A 15,882-nucleotide genomic window follows, 5' to 3' on the forward strand; every position below is an offset into this window, starting at 1 on the left:
GGAATATCAAAGAATTAGGAGGATTTGTAATGTTAGAGTTTGATACAAATTTAGATTCTCTTGCAACTATAAAGGTTATTGGGGTTGGCGGCGGCGGGAACAACGCTGTAAATCGAATGATTGAACACGGTGTTCAGGGTGTAGAATTTATCGCAGTAAATACCGATGCTCAAGCTCTTAATCTTTCAAAAGCAGAAGTGAAAATGCAAATTGGCGCAAAACTTACTAGAGGACTTGGTGCAGGAGCAAACCCGGAAGTAGGCAAGAAAGCGGCTGAAGAGAGTAAAGAACAGCTAGAAGATGCTTTGCGCGGGGCTGATATGGTATTTGTTACTGCTGGTATGGGCGGAGGGACAGGTACTGGTGCGGCGCCGGTTATTGCTCAAATCGCCCGTGATTTAGGTGCATTGACTGTTGGTGTTGTTACACGGCCATTTACATTTGAAGGAAAAAAACGCTCTAACCAAGCATCAGGCGGAATCGGCTCGATGAAAGAGGCGGTAGATACTTTAATAGTAATTCCGAATGATCGTCTTCTTGAAATCGTTGATAAAAGCACTCCAATGCTTGAAGCCTTCCGCGAAGCGGATAACGTACTTCGCCAAGGGGTTCAGGGTATCTCAGATTTAATAGCTACTCCTGGTCTGATTAACTTGGATTTTGCTGATGTGAAAACAATTATGTCAAATAAAGGTTCTGCATTAATGGGAATCGGTGTTGCAGCAGGTGAAAATCGTGCTACTGAAGCAGCGAAGAAGGCAATAAATTCTCCGCTCCTAGAAACCTCTATTGATGGTGCACAGGGAGTACTGATGAATATCACAGGCGGTTCAAACTTGAGCTTATATGAAGTTCAAGAAGCCGCTGATATTGTTGCAACTGCTTCTGACCAAGAAGTAAACATGATCTTTGGTTCTGTCATTAATGAAAATCTTAAAGATGAAATCATTGTAACGGTTATCGCTACTGGATTTAACGAGGAAGTCTTACAGCCAAAAGTCACCCGTCCTTCTTTTGGACAAGCAAAACCACAAATCAATAGTGGGAAAAGAGAGCAGAAACGCGAGGAAGTTGCACCACAAGAACCAGTACGGGCTAATAATAATGTTTCCCAAGAGGAAACATTGGATATCCCTACATTCTTGCGCAACCGTAATCGCCGCAGATAGTAACGAAAGCAGAAAAGGCATGGTCCAAAGGGACCATGCCTTTTCTGCTTTTTCGTCAGGTGTATTTCGACATAAATTTATTAGACAAAATACGTTGTTAATAGTGGAAATCTCTGTTTTTTTGTTTACAGAAAGTGACACACTTCAGCCCAGTATGTAGGTTATACTTTTCCGTAAACAGAATAGTAGAATGATAAGAATTATACGTCTTTCAATTATCAATAAGAGTAATAAATAACGGGAGGACATTAAGGGGGAAGTGAGCTTGACTGTTTATTTAGATATAATTTGGGCTCTTAACCTATTATTTGATAGCCTTCTCCTTTATTTAACAGCCATTTTTTTAAAGAGGCAAATACGGATTTGGAGGTTATTAACTGGAGGCTTTATTGGATCCTTAATTATTCTTTTGTCGTTTACCCCACTGCACTCGTATTCGGACCATCCGATTTCAAAACTGCTAGTCTCGGTAGTTATGGTTCTAATAACGTTTGGTTACAAGAGATTTGTTTTTTTTATCAAAGCGCTAATGACCCTATACCTTTCTACCTTTTTAATTGGAGGGGCATTAATTGGAGTTCATTATTTTATTCAATTCGATTCGCAATTAAACACTAAAGTATTATTGTCGAATGTTTCGGGGTTCGGAGATCCTATCAGTTGGCTATTCGTTTTATTAGGCTTTCCCGTTGCCTGGCATTTCTCAAGGAAAAATATTGAAGATATGGAAATGACCAAAATTCAATTTGACCAGATTGTACATGTTACATTAAAAATTAATGGTGAAACGATTGTTTGTAAAGGTTTGGTTGATAGCGGGAATCAACTCTATGATCCCTTGTCTAAGCTTCCGGTCATGTTTGTCTCAATCAAAAATCAATTGGAAGAAATGACAGAGCCGATAAAAAAAATGGCGGTTGACTCCGAATCGTTAATTATGGGTGATGAAGAGTTTCCTATAGAATGGCAAAATAGGCTTAGAATTGTCCCTTTTAAAGTGGTTGGACAGGAGCATCAGCTCATTGTTGCAGTAAAACCGGATTCCATTTTGATTGAAAACAAAGGGGAGCAATATTTATGTGAGAAGGGACTTGTCTCGTTTACAATACAGCAGCTTTCAGCCGATGATTCCTTTCAATGCATTGTTCATCCGAAAATGCTTACTGGACAAAAGCAGCATGGAGAAACGGTGAAAGTAAGTTAATAATACTATACTCGCAAAAATCATATTTTAGAAGGAGGAACTTGCGTGAAAAAATGGAGATTTCGCTTATCCTATTACTGGTATAAAATACTAATAAAATTGGGACTAAAAACAGATGAGGTTTATTATATAGGAGGCAGCGAAGCCCTACCTCCACCGCTAAGCAAGGATGAGGAAGCTTTATTGTTAGATAAGCTGCCTGGCGGGGATAAAGCAGCAAGGTCGATTTTAATTGAGCGTAACTTAAGACTGGTTGTCTATATTGCCAGGAAATTCGAAAATACAGGCATTAATATTGAGGATCTAATCAGTATTGGGACAATTGGTCTAATCAAAGCTGTTAATACATTTAATCCTGAGAAAAAAATTAAACTTGCTACATACGCTTCAAGATGTATTGAAAATGAAATTCTAATGTATTTAAGGAGAAACAATAAAATTCGCTCTGAAGTATCTTTTGATGAACCCCTGAATATCGATTGGGATGGCAATGAATTATTATTATCTGATGTATTAGGAACCGATGACGATATCATTACGAAAGACCTTGAAGCAAATGTAGACAGGAAGTTGTTGACGAAGGCATTGCACCAGTTATCGGACAGGGAAAAGCAAATTATGGAGCTTCGATTTGGTCTAACAAATGGAGAAGAAAAAACGCAAAAAGATGTGGCGGATATGCTTGGCATTTCCCAGTCGTATATTTCCCGATTGGAAAAAAGGATTATTAAAAGGTTAAGAAAAGAATTTAACAAAATGGTGTAAAAAAAGAAAATTTTTCTATCTTTAGGACCTTAGAACCTCAAGACTTTAATCTGTTTTTCGACAAATCCCATTGCTCTCTTTAGGAAAGCATATGTGCATATTTTTCCTGCTCAAGGAAATACTGTTTTTTGTACAGCAACTCCTATGAGGAGGGAAAAGGGATTGACTCGAAATAAAGTTGAAATTTGCGGCGTTGATACATCAAAACTTCCTGTATTAAAGAATGAGGAAATGAGAATTCTCTTCAGGCAAATGCAAGAAGGCGATATTACAGCACGAGAAAAGCTCGTCAACGGAAATTTACGACTCGTTCTAAGTGTGATACAGCGGTTTAACAACCGAGGCGAGTTTGTTGATGACCTGTTTCAGGTTGGCTGTATCGGACTTATGAAATCGATTGATAACTTTGATTTAGGTCAAAACGTAAAGTTTTCCACCTATGCCGTACCGATGATAATTGGCGAAATTCGTAGGTACTTACGTGATAATAATCCGATTCGTGTTTCGAGGTCCTTAAGAGATATCGCTTATAAGGCACTTCAGGTGAGGGAGCGCTTAATGAGTGAAACATCGCGGGAACCAACAGCTGAAGAGATTGCAAAGGTATTAGAAGTTCCACATGAAGAAATAGTTTTTGCTTTAGATGCTATTCAAGATCCAGTTTCCCTATTTGAACCGATCTACAATGACGGGGGTGACCCCATATTCGTCGTGGATCAGTTAAGCGATGAGAAAAGTAAGGATATACACTGGATTGAGGAAATTGCCTTAAAAGAAGGTATGCGTCGCTTAAACGATCGCGAAAAGTTAATATTAAGAAAACGTTTCTTCCAAGGTAAAACTCAAATGGAAGTTGCCGATGAAATTGGTATTTCACAAGCACAGGTTTCACGTCTTGAAAAAGCGGCAATTAAACAAATGAATAAGAATATCCAAAGCTAAAGCTGCCAAAAGAGGGAACTGCAAAAACAAATATTAATTAGAAAAATACAATTTCAAGGAAATAAAAAAAGGGTGAGCAATTATTAAAAGTTGCTCACTCTTTTTTTGCTCTTTTTTTGGCTGTGTTAAATAAGTCAGTTGATTTCGTTTAAGTAATCATCGAAAGTGAAATAAGCGGAGATTTTCCGGTTATTTGCAAAAAGGAGCTCGTTTCGTGGAATATAAGGGGAGATTATCCGGTTATGCTATGTAAAATCCCCCATCTTAATGTTTTTTATATAAATAGGCGGAATCTCTCCGTCTATTTCTTACGATTAGTCAAGTGTATTTTAGTTAATTCATTTATGTTTTTTTATTTAGATGTATTTGGGAGGGGTACCCCTCCCAAATACATCTAAATTTTTCCATAACGAAAAGACCTCACGATATTCTTTTTTTCGAAAGGTCAGTGTGCTATAGTGAATATAAACTTGGCTACGATTTCTGAGCTGGTAGTGCGGACTCATAATCGTAAAGTATGCCGTGTGTCAGTAACTGAAACATCACTTTCAGAAACTTATTGATACACGCCACAATCGCGACCTTATGAGGCTTTCTCTGAGGTTGCGTTTTTAATTTGTAATAATAGTCTACTAAATGATTAGGTTTTCCTTTTGCCATAAGCATCGTACAAATCATAAAAAATAAAATCTTCCGTAGCTTCTTATTTCCTCGTTTATTAATACGATCACGGTATTGTGTATTGCCAGATTGATAGCGCATAATATCGATGCCAACGTAAGCGTTCAGTTGTTTCGCGTTTTTAAATCGGCGAATATCACCTAGTTCGCCAATAAGTCTGCATGCTGTTGTATCACCAATCCCTGGAAAGGAGCGTAATACGGTATATTCCTTTCTTCCTTCAGACATCATAACCATCTGTTTCACAAGCTGGTCTTTCTTTTCCATTAAATCCGCAATACGTCGGGCATAATCGCCTACTTGATTACAACGAATATCCGTTGGTTCAATGGCAGGATATGAATTTTTCGCAGCTTCTAATAACACGATGGCTTTTTTCTCTGCACGTTCTAGTGAAAGATTTTTACGTGTATTACTTTTTAAACGATTTTTAATAATTGTCTTTGACTGAGCTAATAAAAGTGCTGGATGTGGATACAATTGCACAAAATTTAAAAATAGCGCTGAACTCGGTGTAATAAGTCGTTCCAACTCTGGAAATGAAAGATGTAAAATGGCATGCATACGATTGCGTAAAAGAATAAGTTCTTCTTCAATCTCGTCATAATAACGAGTAATCGCCCGCATCTGTTCATAATATTCATTCTGCACATACGTCGTTTCACGTTCTAATTTAAAGTGGGTTTTCGCTAACTCATGGGCATCGCTAATATCGGTTTTGTTTCGACGCATTGAAGCCATTTGTAGGTTCGCTTCAAGCGGGTTCATGCGACAGTATGTATGTCCGTGATCCCGTAGAAACTTTTCAACTGATTTTGAATAGACACCCGTCGCCTCAAATACGATTTCAGGGGCTTGTCCATCAAGAGCCGTTATTTCCTTAATACGAAGGTGTAGCTGCTCAAAATCAATGCGTGTATGATACAATTCCCCTTCAAATTCACATTGTCTATAGCCATCATAAATGGCAATGGTACTTTTCCCTTTACTGACATCAAGAGAGATGACATGTTTCATATAAATATTCTCCTTTTATAACCAATCATAGAAGTCTTCACAGTGCCTTATCGATTCCATTTTCTTATACACGATCTCTAAGACCCAACATACTAAACTGATTCAAACAAGGGTGTGAAGTTGGCCTGTTTAAATACGGACTCTTACATGGTCCTATAGACGGATCGACCTTCCTTCACTTCTACTATAAAAAAATAGTAGCACAAACCATGGCCTTGGTTTGTGCTACTAATGTTAGTATGTTTATACAATTTTTAATGCTTTTTACCAAATAAGCGGAATTTCTCTGTCTATTTAGATTCTTAAAATTAAAAAAATTAACAATAACCTTTAACATAGCCATTTTTTTAAGATGTGTAGAGATAAGTGCATTATTTAATTAATAACTCTGTTGATTTGCGCGGAAGGCACGCAGACTCCTGCGGGAGTACGGGGCTGGGGAGACCCCACAGGCGCTTCAGCGCCGAGGAGGCTCCCCGGCACGCCCGCGGAAAGCGAAGTGCATGGAGTACAAATCAACAAACATGTTTCAAAGACCTTAAATCAATGCCGTTATAATTTATTAACGTAGTGAATTATTAAAGTTATTGGATTATATAAGAGGCTGTCCTAAAAGGCAGCTTTATTTTTTCTGATTAAGATAAAATCCCAAGTTAAGACATATATTTTCTATAGCATAGAAAAGTGGGAGTGAGAGAGTATGGTAAAAATTTCTGAATTTCAAATAAAGGATGTTGTTAATGTTTCTGACGGCAAAAGGCTGGGGAATATTGGAGATATCGAAATAAATTTAACTACAGGAAAGATTGATGCAGTCGTAATTACTGGTGCAGGAAAAGTTCTAGGTTTTTTTGGAAGGGAGGAAGATATTGTTATCCCATGGAAAAATATTATTAAAATTGGTCAAGATGTAATTCTTGTAAGGTACAAAGGATTTGAGGAAAGAGTAACGGAGGAAATTGAAGGGTAAATGTACTAGAGTGCGATGACCATTTTACCTATTCATGGTAAACTAGAATAAGAAAATATAACCTGACTCATTGGTACTAACACGAAATAGGAAAGGATTACCTTTCCTATTTGTAAAAAAGAAGATAAAAGAGGGTTGGAAATGGAACCGTTTGTATTAAATAATCGGACATTTTTTTCGATTGAAAGCTGGGGAAAATTATTTCCAAGGCTTGTTGCTGGAATAAGTACAAAAAATGGTGGTGACAGCAAAGGGGACTTCGAAACACTAAACCTTGGATTCCATGTTGGCGACGTAAAAGATACGGTTTGCTCTAACAGGAACACGCTTTCTAAACATCTTCAATTTCCACTTGACCACTGGGTCGGTGCTGAACAGACCCATGATATTGTTATTAGAAAAGTCACAAGATCTGATAGAGGCAAAGGTTCAAATTCTTACTCAAATGCCTTTAAAGGTACAGATGGTTTTTATACGAAAGAAGAGGGAATCCTGTTAACCCTTTGTTATGCAGATTGTGTCCCACTATATTTTATTTCACCAAAGCTGGGAATGATTGGTGCTGCTCATGCTGGATGGAAAGGGACTGTCAACGAAATTGCAAGGCATATGGTAGAGGCGTGGAGCTGCGAGGGCGTTGAAGCGGATAGTATTTTTGTAGCGATTGGCCCTTCTATCTGTGATAAATGTTATATTGTTAATGATTATGTGATAAACTTCGTAGAAAATACACTAGTAGATGCCGATAAAAAACCCTATAATTTAGTAGGTGATGGTCAATATACATTGGACCTGCGTGAATTGAATAAATTGATCTTGATGAAGGCGGGAGTACCAGAAGGAAATATCCTAACCACTAGTCTTTGTACTAGCTGTGACGACAACGAGTTTTTTTCACACCGCCGTGATAAAGGAAAAACAGGAAGAATGTTAAGCTATATAGGCTGGAAGGAGACCGCAGGTGAAGGTAGCAGAAAATCTTAAACTTATTAATCAACAAATCAAAAATGCCTGTTCTATGGTAAATCGGGCTCCTGAAGAAGTGAAACTAGTTGCTGTAACCAAATATGTTTCCATCGAAAGAGCCTGTGAAGCTCTCGAGGCAGGCATAACCGATTTAGGCGAAAACCGTGATGAAGGCTTAATAGCAAAATGGGAAGTATTAGCGGACAAGCCCATCTGGCATTTTATAGGAACGCTCCAAACACGCAAGGTTAAGAATATTATTGATAAGGTTGAATATATCCATTCTTTAGACCGTTTAAGCCTTGCTGAAGAAATAAATAAACGGGCTGACAGAAAAGTGAAATGTCTAGTCCAAGTTAATGCAGCAGGGGAAGAGTCCAAGCATGGATTAGCTCCTGAAGAAGTGATTGAATTCATCAAAAATCTTCGCCCATTTGGAAATATTATAATTGCTGGATTAATGACAATGGCCCCATTAACGGATGATCAAAAGCTACTTCGGGCTTGCTTTCGAAAGTTAGCTGACCTTCGCAATCAAATCAGAGAATTACAGCTTGATTTTGCCCCATGTACAGAACTTTCAATGGGGATGTCTAATGATTTTGATATTGCGATTGAAGAAGGTGCCACAATAATTAGAATAGGTACCGCACTTGTGGGTGAGGAAGGTTTGGAGGGAAAGACATGAAAATTAAATCAAAATTAAAAACATTTTTCTTTTTAGATGATGAATATGATGAGAATAATGAGGAGATTTATGAAAAGGCAGAACCGCTAAGGCCTCAGAAACAACCTGCAAAAGTACAAAATGTTGTAAGCCTTCAGAGTGTACAGAAATCATCATCATCAAAAGTAATTTTGGTTGAAGCGAAATCATATGCCGAGGCACAAGATATTACTGATGATTTAAAAAACAAACGAGCCGTGGTTGTGAATTTGCAACGCTTAAGCTATGAAGAAGGAAGACAAATTGTTGATTTTTTAAGTGGGGCAGTGTATGCATTAGGTGGAGATATTCAAAAAATTGGCTCAAGTATCTTTTTATGCACCCCTGACAATGTTGAAATTTCCGGGAATATTTCTGAATTAGTACAGGATCAAGAATTTCAAGATACGAGGTGGTAAGAGGGAATGGATATCATTTTTGATTTTTTGATTAGTTTAATTAATATCTATAAGTGGATGATGATTATTTATATTTTAATGTCATGGTTTCCGAATATGAGAGAATCACAAATTGGTTCTGTACTTGCAAGGGCATGTGAACCATTCTTAGAACCGTTCAGACGTGTTATTCCGCCTATTGGTATGATGGACCTATCTCCATTGGCAGCATTTTTCGTCTTGTCCTTTGCCCCTGCAGGCTTAAGGGTATTGCAGGGTTTGATTTCTTAAATAAACATTAAGACTTGTAAAAGCTTAAGGAGTTAATTATGAACATCTATCAGCATTTCCGCCCAGAAGAGCGGGAATTTATTGACCAAGTATTGAATTGGAAGGACTATGTTGATACAGCCTATACTCCTAAACTCACCGATTTCTTAGATCCAAGGGAACAGCATATATTGAAAACGATAATCGGTGAAAATGGAACTATAAAATATCAATTCTTTGGAGGACTCTCTGAAACCGAAAGAAAAAGAGCATTGATTATGCCAGAATATTTTAGCCCGACTTTGGAGGATTTTCAGATCACTCTTTTTGAAATAAACTATCCTACAAAATTTGTTACAATTGAACACCCTAAAGTTTTAGGGACTTTGATGTCCTTAGGCTTGAAACGAGGCAAATTTGGCGACATCTTAATAAAGGGTGAAAGAATTCAATTCCTTGTATCGAGGGAAATAAATGATTATATAAAAAATAATCTCGAATCAATTGGCAGAGCAACCATTCAGTTAAAAGAAGCAAGACTAGAAGAGGCAATCATTCCAGAAAATTCTTGGGTTGATCAGAGTGTTACGGTTTCCTCATTAAGATTGGACACCGTTATTTCTGGGATACATAATTTATCACGGCAGAAGTCTTTAAATTTCATCCAACAGGGGCTTGTTAAGATAAACTGGACCTTAACTGAAAACCCATCCTTTGAATGTTATGATGGGGACCTATTGTCTGTCCGCGGTTATGGCAGGGTGAAAATTTTGTCAATTGAAGGAAAGACAAAAAAAGAAAAATGGCGTATTATTGTTGGTAAGCAGAAATAATTTAGATAACGAGAAGGATTCTAGAAAACTTTGTCGAATATTAGCTTTATACATACGAAGAGAGATTGTTGGAGGTGGCACCATGCCGTTAACGCCGTTAGATATTCACAATAAAGAATTTAATAAAGGTTTTAGAGGTTACGATGAGGATGAAGTAAATGAATTTCTTGATCAAGTAATAAAAGATTATGAATTAGTGCTTCGTGAAAAGAAAGAAGTGGAAGAGCGCCTAACTGATATGAAGGAGCGTCTTGGACATTTTGTAAATATTGAAGAAACACTAAATAAATCGATTGTGATTGCTCAAGAAGCTGGTGAAGAGGTAAAGCGTAATGCTCAGAGAGAAGCAAAACTAATTGTTAAGGAAGCAGAAAAAAATGCTGACCGAATTATCAATGAATCTTTATCTAAAGCGAGAAAGATTGCTATGGAAATTGAGGACTTAAAGAAACAATCCAAAGTTTTCAGAACACGATTCAAAATGTTGATTGAAGCTCAGCTGGATATGATTAAAACAGATGATTGGGATCATTTATTAGAATATGAAATCGATGCAGAGGAACTAAAAATACATCAAGAAGAAGATTCATTAACTTGACGAATTGGTATTATTTCGCATATAATTTTTTAAATGAATAAATAGAATGCTTTTTGACAATGAAAGGGACAGTACAATTTTTTCTTATGCTTTTTTAAGCGAGTCGGGGACGGTGGAAGCCTGGTAAAAGTGGAAGGATTGGAAAATCACCCTTGAGTCCCAGGCTGAATCTCTTTTTATAGAGTCTAGGTTATGGCGTGTTATTCACGTTACGAATCTTCAAGAGGATTGTACTTATGTACAATAATCAGGGTGGTACCGCGGGAATAAACCTTCTCGTCCCTATTTTTAGGGATGAGTTGGTTTTTTTTATTTGTCAATTGGCTATTCTGTATATGAAGAGTGATCAGGAGGAAAAGAGATGGAATATAAAGATACGTTATTAATGCCGAAAACGGAATTTCCGATGCGCGGCAATCTACCGCAAAGAGAGCCTGAGATTCAGGCTAACTGGAAAGAATGGAATATTTATCAAAAAGTACAGGAGCGGACAAAGGGACGTCCAATGTTTGTCCTGCATGATGGTCCCCCATATGCTAACGGTGATATTCACATTGGACACGCGCTCAATAAAGTTTTAAAAGATTTTATTGTACGTTATAAATCAATGAGCGGCTTCCATGCACCATATGTTCCAGGCTGGGATACACATGGTCTTCCGATTGAGCAAGCCTTAACGAATAAGGGTGTAAAAAGAAAAGAAATGACCGTCGCTGAGTTCCGCCAGCTTTGCACCAAGTATGCTCTAGAGCAAATTGATAATCAGCGTGAGCAATTTAAACGGATTGGGGTTCGCGGCGATTGGGAGAATCCATATATCACGCTTAAGCCAGAATATGAAGCACAACAAATCAAAGTTTTTGGTGATATGGCTAAGAAGGGTTATATTTATAAAGGTCTAAAACCTGTATACTGGTCTCCTTCAAGTGAGTCTGCTTTAGCCGAAGCGGAGATTGAATACCAGGATAAAAAGTCTGCGTCGATTTATGTGGGCTTCAAGGTGAAAGAAGGTAAAGGTGTTCTAGATAATGATACACAAATTATCATCTGGACGACTACACCGTGGACAATTCCAGCTAATTTAGGCATTTCCGTTCATCCAGATTTAAACTATGTCGTTGTTTCTGCGAATGGAAGTAAATACTTAGTTGCTGAAGCTCTTTTAGAAGCGGTTTCCAAGGAAATCGGCTGGGAAGAAGTTGCTGTTGTTCAAAAGCTAAAAGGAATGGAATTAGAAAATATTGTTGCAGCACATCCATTATATAAGCGTGATTCTCTAGTTATGTTAGGGGAACATGTAACAACCGATGCTGGTACTGGCTGCGTTCATACGGCTCCTGGCCATGGGGAGGATGACTTCCATGTCGGTCAAAAATACGGTTTAGACGTATTGTGTCCTGTCGATGATAAAGGTGTTATGACAAGTGAAGCACCAGGTTTTGAAGGGTTATTTTATGATACAGCTAACAAACCAATTACCCAAGCATTGGAAGAAGCCGGTGCCCTGCTAAAGATGTCGTTTATTACGCACTCCTATCCGCATGACTGGAGAACAAAGAAGCCTGTTATCTTCCGTGCAACCGCACAGTGGTTCGCATCGATTAAAGACTTCCGGAACGATTTGCTAGATGCTGTTAAAGAAACAAAATGGATCCCAGCATGGGGGGAAACTCGTTTATTTAATATGGTTCGTGATCGCGGCGACTGGTGTATCTCCCGTCAACGTGTATGGGGAGTTCCAATTCCAGTTTTCTATGCTGAAAGCGGTGTGGAAATTATTACCGATGAAACAATTGAACATGTGTCAAACTTATTCCGTCAGTTTGGATCAAATATTTGGTTTGAGCGTGAGGCGAAGGATTTACTTCCTGAAGGGTTCACTCATCCAGGAAGTCCAAATGGCACCTTTACAAAAGAAACAGACATTATGGATGTTTGGTTCGATTCTGGGTCATCCCATCAAGCAGTTCTGTTAGAAAGAGATGACTTAGTTCGACCAGCAGATTTATATTTAGAAGGCTCTGACCAATATCGAGGCTGGTTTAATTCTTCATTATCCACATCTGTGGCTGTTACCGGTGAAGCACCATATAAGGGCGTGTTAAGCCACGGCTTTGTCTTGGATGGTGAAGGGAAAAAGATGAGTAAATCATTAGGAAATGTCGTAATCCCTGAGAAGGTCATGAAACAATTAGGTGCTGATATTTTGCGGCTTTGGGTTGCTTCTGTTGATTATCAGGCAGATGTTCGTGTTTCCGATCCGATTCTAAAGCAAGTGGCAGAGGTTTATCGGAAAATTCGTAATACCTTCCGCTTCTTGTTGGGAAACTTAGCAGATTTTAATCCTGCTAATGACTTGGTTGCTTATGAAAATCTTCGTGAAGTAGATCAATTTATGCTTGTGAAATTGAATAAATTAATTAAATCTGCACGAGTTTCCTATGATAATTATGAGTTTGCCGGAATTTATCACGCGGTTAATAATTTCTGTACGCTGGATTTAAGTTCATTTTATCTTGATTTTGCAAAGGATGTCCTTTATATTGAGGCATCTGACAATCAGGAACGACGTGCAATCCAAACGGTTTTATATCAATCGTTAGTAGCTTTAACGAAGATTGTTTCACCAATTCTTTCACATACTGCTGATGAGGTATGGAAATTTATTCCTTCAGTTGAGGAAGAGAGTGTCCAATTAACCGACCTTCCAGAGTATCAAGAGCTTGCAAATTCTCAGATGTTAGAAGAAAAATGGACTTCATTTATGAAGCTTCGAAACGATGTGTTAAAAGCGCTGGAAGAAGCACGTAATGAAAAGGTTATCGGAAAATCGTTAACAGCTAAAGTAACTTTATATGTGAACGAAGAAACGAAAACACTATTGGATTCTATTCAAGAGAACGTGAAGCAGTTGTTTATCATTTCAGCCTTTGAAGTGGCAGGAACGTATGACCAAGCACCTGAAAATGCGCTTAAGTTAGATACGGCTGCGATTGTTGTGACAAAAGCCGATGGTGAAACCTGTGAAAGATGTTGGGTTGTTACACCTGAAGTTGGAAAAGATTCTGATCATCCAACACTGTGCCCTCGTTGTGCCGAAGTAGTAAAAGAAAACTATGCACATTTAGCTTAATAAAAATAGCCCCATGCCATTGCACGGGGCTATTTTTTTCCGATTTTATCCTTCTCCGTTAATTGTTGTTTTGGTTGTCAATTGTTTTTCCGTGTTAGAAAAACGTTGATGTACACAATAAGACAAATGAGAAACGGGGGTAACATTATGGATAAGGTACAGAAACAACTATTTTTGGAACTCCGTCAAACACAATTAGAAATCCTATATTCTTTAAAAAATAAGCGCAAGGACGAATGGATAACATCTATTTTAGAGGCAGAACTGGCTGACATTAACGTAGCAATCGAAAAGCTTGAAAATGGCAGCTATGGTCAATGTGAAACATCTGGGGAACTTCTTTCAGACGATTTGCTCAAAAATATGCCAACGATAAAGTCTGCGAGGGATTCGGAAAACTTGGACCTCTTTTACCGAAAGCCAATCGACTCCTCTTTTTTCTAGGCTCTTTTCTCAAACTTTGTTGATACTTATAAATAATTTCTTTAGAGAATAGAGCTTGCAAACTTTATTCAAAGTGCTATTTAGCTGTATAACCGTAAAAACCGGCTTTTGGGTTTTTACAATAATCTTTACGAAAAGAGCATTTTTCTAAGGTTACATTGCCGTTATGCTTAATATTGTGCTAAAATGCTAAGGATAGTAAAGTCTCTTGCTGATGGAGGTATTTCTTAGTGTTTTATTATTATTTAATTGCAATTTTTATTATTTTGTTTGACCAGGTTACGAAGTGGCTTATCGTCAGCAGAATGCATTTAGGCGAAAGTATTCCTATTATCAATGATATTCTTTATATTACTTCTCACCGCAATAAAGGAGCCGCATGGGGAATTTTACAAGGACAAATGTGGTTTTTTTATGCGATTACTGTCGTTGTTATCATTGGTATTATTTATTACATTCAAAGAGAAGCAAAAGGAAAATGGCTGCTGGGAGTTTCACTTGCCTTCATGCTTGGAGGTGCCATTGGCAACTTTATTGATCGGGTAATACGTAAGGAAGTTGTCGATTTTATTCATACGTATATTTTTAATTATAATTTTCCAGTATTTAATATTGCAGATTCGGCTTTAGTCATCGGGGTAGTGTTATTAATGATTCAAATGATAAAAGAAGAAAGAGCAACAAAGGAGCTAGCTAATGGAGAAAATGGAACACACCATTCTTGAGGATCAAAAAGGTGACCGCATTGATAAAATTATTTCGACTTTAGATGAGGAATGGTCAAGAACACAAGTCCAGCAATGGATTAAAGATGGAGACATCCTTGTAAACGGGCAAAAGGTAAAAACAAACTATAAGTGTGCTTTAAATGATCAAATTGAAATTATCATTCCTGATCCAGAAGAGCTCGATGCGATTCCAGAAGAGATGGATTTAGATATTTATTTTGAAGATAAAGATGTTCTTGTAGTTAATAAACCGAGTGGCATGGTTGTTCATCCAGCCCCAGGGCATTTGACAGGTACGTTAGTAAATGGCTTAATGGCTCACTGTAAGGACTTATCAGGTATCAATGGTGTATTACGGCCCGGTATCGTTCATCGTATTGATAAGGATACCTCAGGCTTGTTAATGGTCGCTAAAAATGATATGGCCCATGAAAAGCTCGTTAATCAATTGGTGGCTAAATCAGTTACCAGGAAGTATCGAGCAATTGTGCATGGGGTTATCACACATGATGCGGGAACGATCGATGCTCCGCTTGGAAGGGATCCGAAGAATCGCCAAGCGATGACCGTTGTTGATAATGGCAAAAATGCTGTTACCCATTTTAATGTAATTGAACGGTTTAAGGATTTCACCTTTGTAGAATGTCAATTAGAAACCGGAAGAACACACCAAATTCGCGTGCATATGAAATACATTGGCTACCCGCTTGCAGGCGATCCCAAATACGGTCCGAAAAAAACATTAGATTTTGATGGACAGGCCTTGCATGCAGGGGTTCTAGGATTTGACCATCCGCGGACAAATGAGTATATTGAATTTGAAGCTCCTCTTCCGGAAAATTTTCAACAATTGCTTGAGCAATTGCGAAATAATCATTGACAGATGGGTTAGTTGTAAAGTAAGATAACAACAGTTGAATATGCCTTTAAAACAGTCCTGTGAGGCTGAGAAGGAACGGATTAGAAAATAGGGAAATTATGCCCTTTTCTAGAATCTACACGTTTACCTCTCACCTCTAGGTGAGAGGTTTTTTTAATTCAGATAAGTGGGTGCTTAA

Annotated in this window: 16 protein-coding genes and 1 other annotated feature; of the genes, 15 read left to right on the plus strand and 1 reads right to left on the minus strand. The window is 37.9% G+C overall.

Annotated elements, in window-relative coordinates; translation table 11 throughout:
• The first annotated feature begins 29 nt into the window (after positions 1–29).
• From ftsZ to sigG, 4 genes are all read left to right on the plus strand, one after another.
• On the plus strand, positions 30–1,169 hold the full coding sequence (gene ftsZ, locus NSS81_RS20700) for a cell division protein FtsZ (RefSeq protein ID WP_342430519.1): 1,140 nt from the start codon (positions 30–32) through the stop codon (positions 1,167–1,169).
• Positions 1,170–1,434: 265 nt separating this feature from the next.
• On the plus strand, positions 1,435–2,373 hold the full coding sequence (gene spoIIGA, locus NSS81_RS20705; RefSeq protein ID WP_342430520.1) for a sigma-E processing peptidase SpoIIGA: 939 nt from the start codon (positions 1,435–1,437) through the stop codon (positions 2,371–2,373).
• 45 nt (positions 2,374–2,418) lie between these two features.
• Positions 2,419–3,138: an RNA polymerase sporulation sigma factor SigE gene (gene sigE, locus NSS81_RS20710; RefSeq protein ID WP_342430521.1), complete on the plus strand. Its 720-nt coding sequence runs from the start codon at positions 2,419–2,421 to the stop codon at positions 3,136–3,138.
• A 162-nt stretch (positions 3,139–3,300) separates the two neighbouring features.
• Complete coding sequence (gene sigG / locus NSS81_RS20715; RefSeq protein WP_342430522.1) at positions 3,301–4,080, plus strand: RNA polymerase sporulation sigma factor SigG; 780 nt, start codon at positions 3,301–3,303, stop codon at positions 4,078–4,080.
• A 474-nt stretch (positions 4,081–4,554) separates the two neighbouring features.
• Here sigG and NSS81_RS20720 read toward each other — a convergent pair whose 3' ends face one another.
• Complete coding sequence (locus NSS81_RS20720) at positions 4,555–5,778, minus strand: IS110 family transposase (RefSeq protein ID WP_342430065.1); 1,224 nt, start codon at positions 5,776–5,778, stop codon at positions 4,555–4,557.
• A 700-nt stretch (positions 5,779–6,478) separates the two neighbouring features.
• On the opposite strand from NSS81_RS20720, the gene NSS81_RS20725 reads away from it, so the two are divergent.
• The 11 genes from NSS81_RS20725 (at position 6,479) to NSS81_RS20775 (ending at position 15,704) form a co-directional block, all read left to right on the plus strand.
• Positions 6,479–6,748, plus strand: a complete 270-nt coding sequence (locus tag NSS81_RS20725) for a YlmC/YmxH family sporulation protein (protein WP_342430523.1) — start codon at positions 6,479–6,481, stop codon at positions 6,746–6,748.
• 141 nt (positions 6,749–6,889) lie between these two features.
• Positions 6,890–7,732 (plus strand): peptidoglycan editing factor PgeF, encoded by an 843-nt coding sequence (gene pgeF / locus NSS81_RS20730; RefSeq protein ID WP_342430524.1) that lies wholly within the window; start codon positions 6,890–6,892, stop codon positions 7,730–7,732.
• Positions 7,710–8,402, plus strand: a complete 693-nt coding sequence (locus NSS81_RS20735) for a YggS family pyridoxal phosphate-dependent enzyme (protein WP_342430525.1) — start codon at positions 7,710–7,712, stop codon at positions 8,400–8,402. The genes pgeF and NSS81_RS20735 overlap by 23 nt, the downstream gene beginning before the upstream one ends.
• Positions 8,399–8,839 (plus strand): cell division protein SepF, encoded by a 441-nt coding sequence (locus NSS81_RS20740; protein WP_342430526.1) that lies wholly within the window; start codon positions 8,399–8,401, stop codon positions 8,837–8,839. The genes NSS81_RS20735 and NSS81_RS20740 overlap by 4 nt, the downstream gene beginning before the upstream one ends.
• Before the next feature lie 6 nt (positions 8,840–8,845).
• Positions 8,846–9,109, plus strand: coding sequence for a YggT family protein (locus tag NSS81_RS20745; protein WP_342430527.1), 264 nt, complete (start codon positions 8,846–8,848; stop codon positions 9,107–9,109).
• Between the two features lie 38 nt (positions 9,110–9,147).
• On the plus strand, positions 9,148–9,921 hold the full coding sequence (locus tag NSS81_RS20750) for an RNA-binding protein (protein WP_342430528.1): 774 nt from the start codon (positions 9,148–9,150) through the stop codon (positions 9,919–9,921).
• 82 nt (positions 9,922–10,003) lie between these two features.
• Positions 10,004–10,519, plus strand: coding sequence for a DivIVA domain-containing protein (locus NSS81_RS20755; RefSeq protein ID WP_342430529.1), 516 nt, complete (start codon positions 10,004–10,006; stop codon positions 10,517–10,519).
• Between the two features lie 50 nt (positions 10,520–10,569).
• Positions 10,570–10,806, plus strand: a binding site (T-box leader).
• A 74-nt stretch (positions 10,807–10,880) separates the two neighbouring features.
• Complete coding sequence (ileS, locus tag NSS81_RS20760; RefSeq protein ID WP_342430530.1) at positions 10,881–13,652, plus strand: isoleucine--tRNA ligase; 2,772 nt, start codon at positions 10,881–10,883, stop codon at positions 13,650–13,652.
• Between the two features lie 147 nt (positions 13,653–13,799).
• Complete coding sequence (locus NSS81_RS20765) at positions 13,800–14,096, plus strand: hypothetical protein (RefSeq protein ID WP_342430531.1); 297 nt, start codon at positions 13,800–13,802, stop codon at positions 14,094–14,096.
• Positions 14,097–14,326: 230 nt separating this feature from the next.
• Positions 14,327–14,821: a signal peptidase II gene (gene lspA, locus NSS81_RS20770; protein ID WP_342430532.1), complete on the plus strand. Its 495-nt coding sequence runs from the start codon at positions 14,327–14,329 to the stop codon at positions 14,819–14,821.
• On the plus strand, positions 14,793–15,704 hold the full coding sequence (locus NSS81_RS20775) for an RluA family pseudouridine synthase (protein WP_342430533.1): 912 nt from the start codon (positions 14,793–14,795) through the stop codon (positions 15,702–15,704). The genes lspA and NSS81_RS20775 overlap by 29 nt, the downstream gene beginning before the upstream one ends.
• Positions 15,705–15,882: the final 178 nt, after the last annotated feature.

Source organism: Neobacillus sp. FSL H8-0543 (assembly GCF_038592905.1).
Taxonomy (GTDB): Bacteria; Bacillota; Bacilli; order Bacillales; family Cytobacillaceae; genus Neobacillus.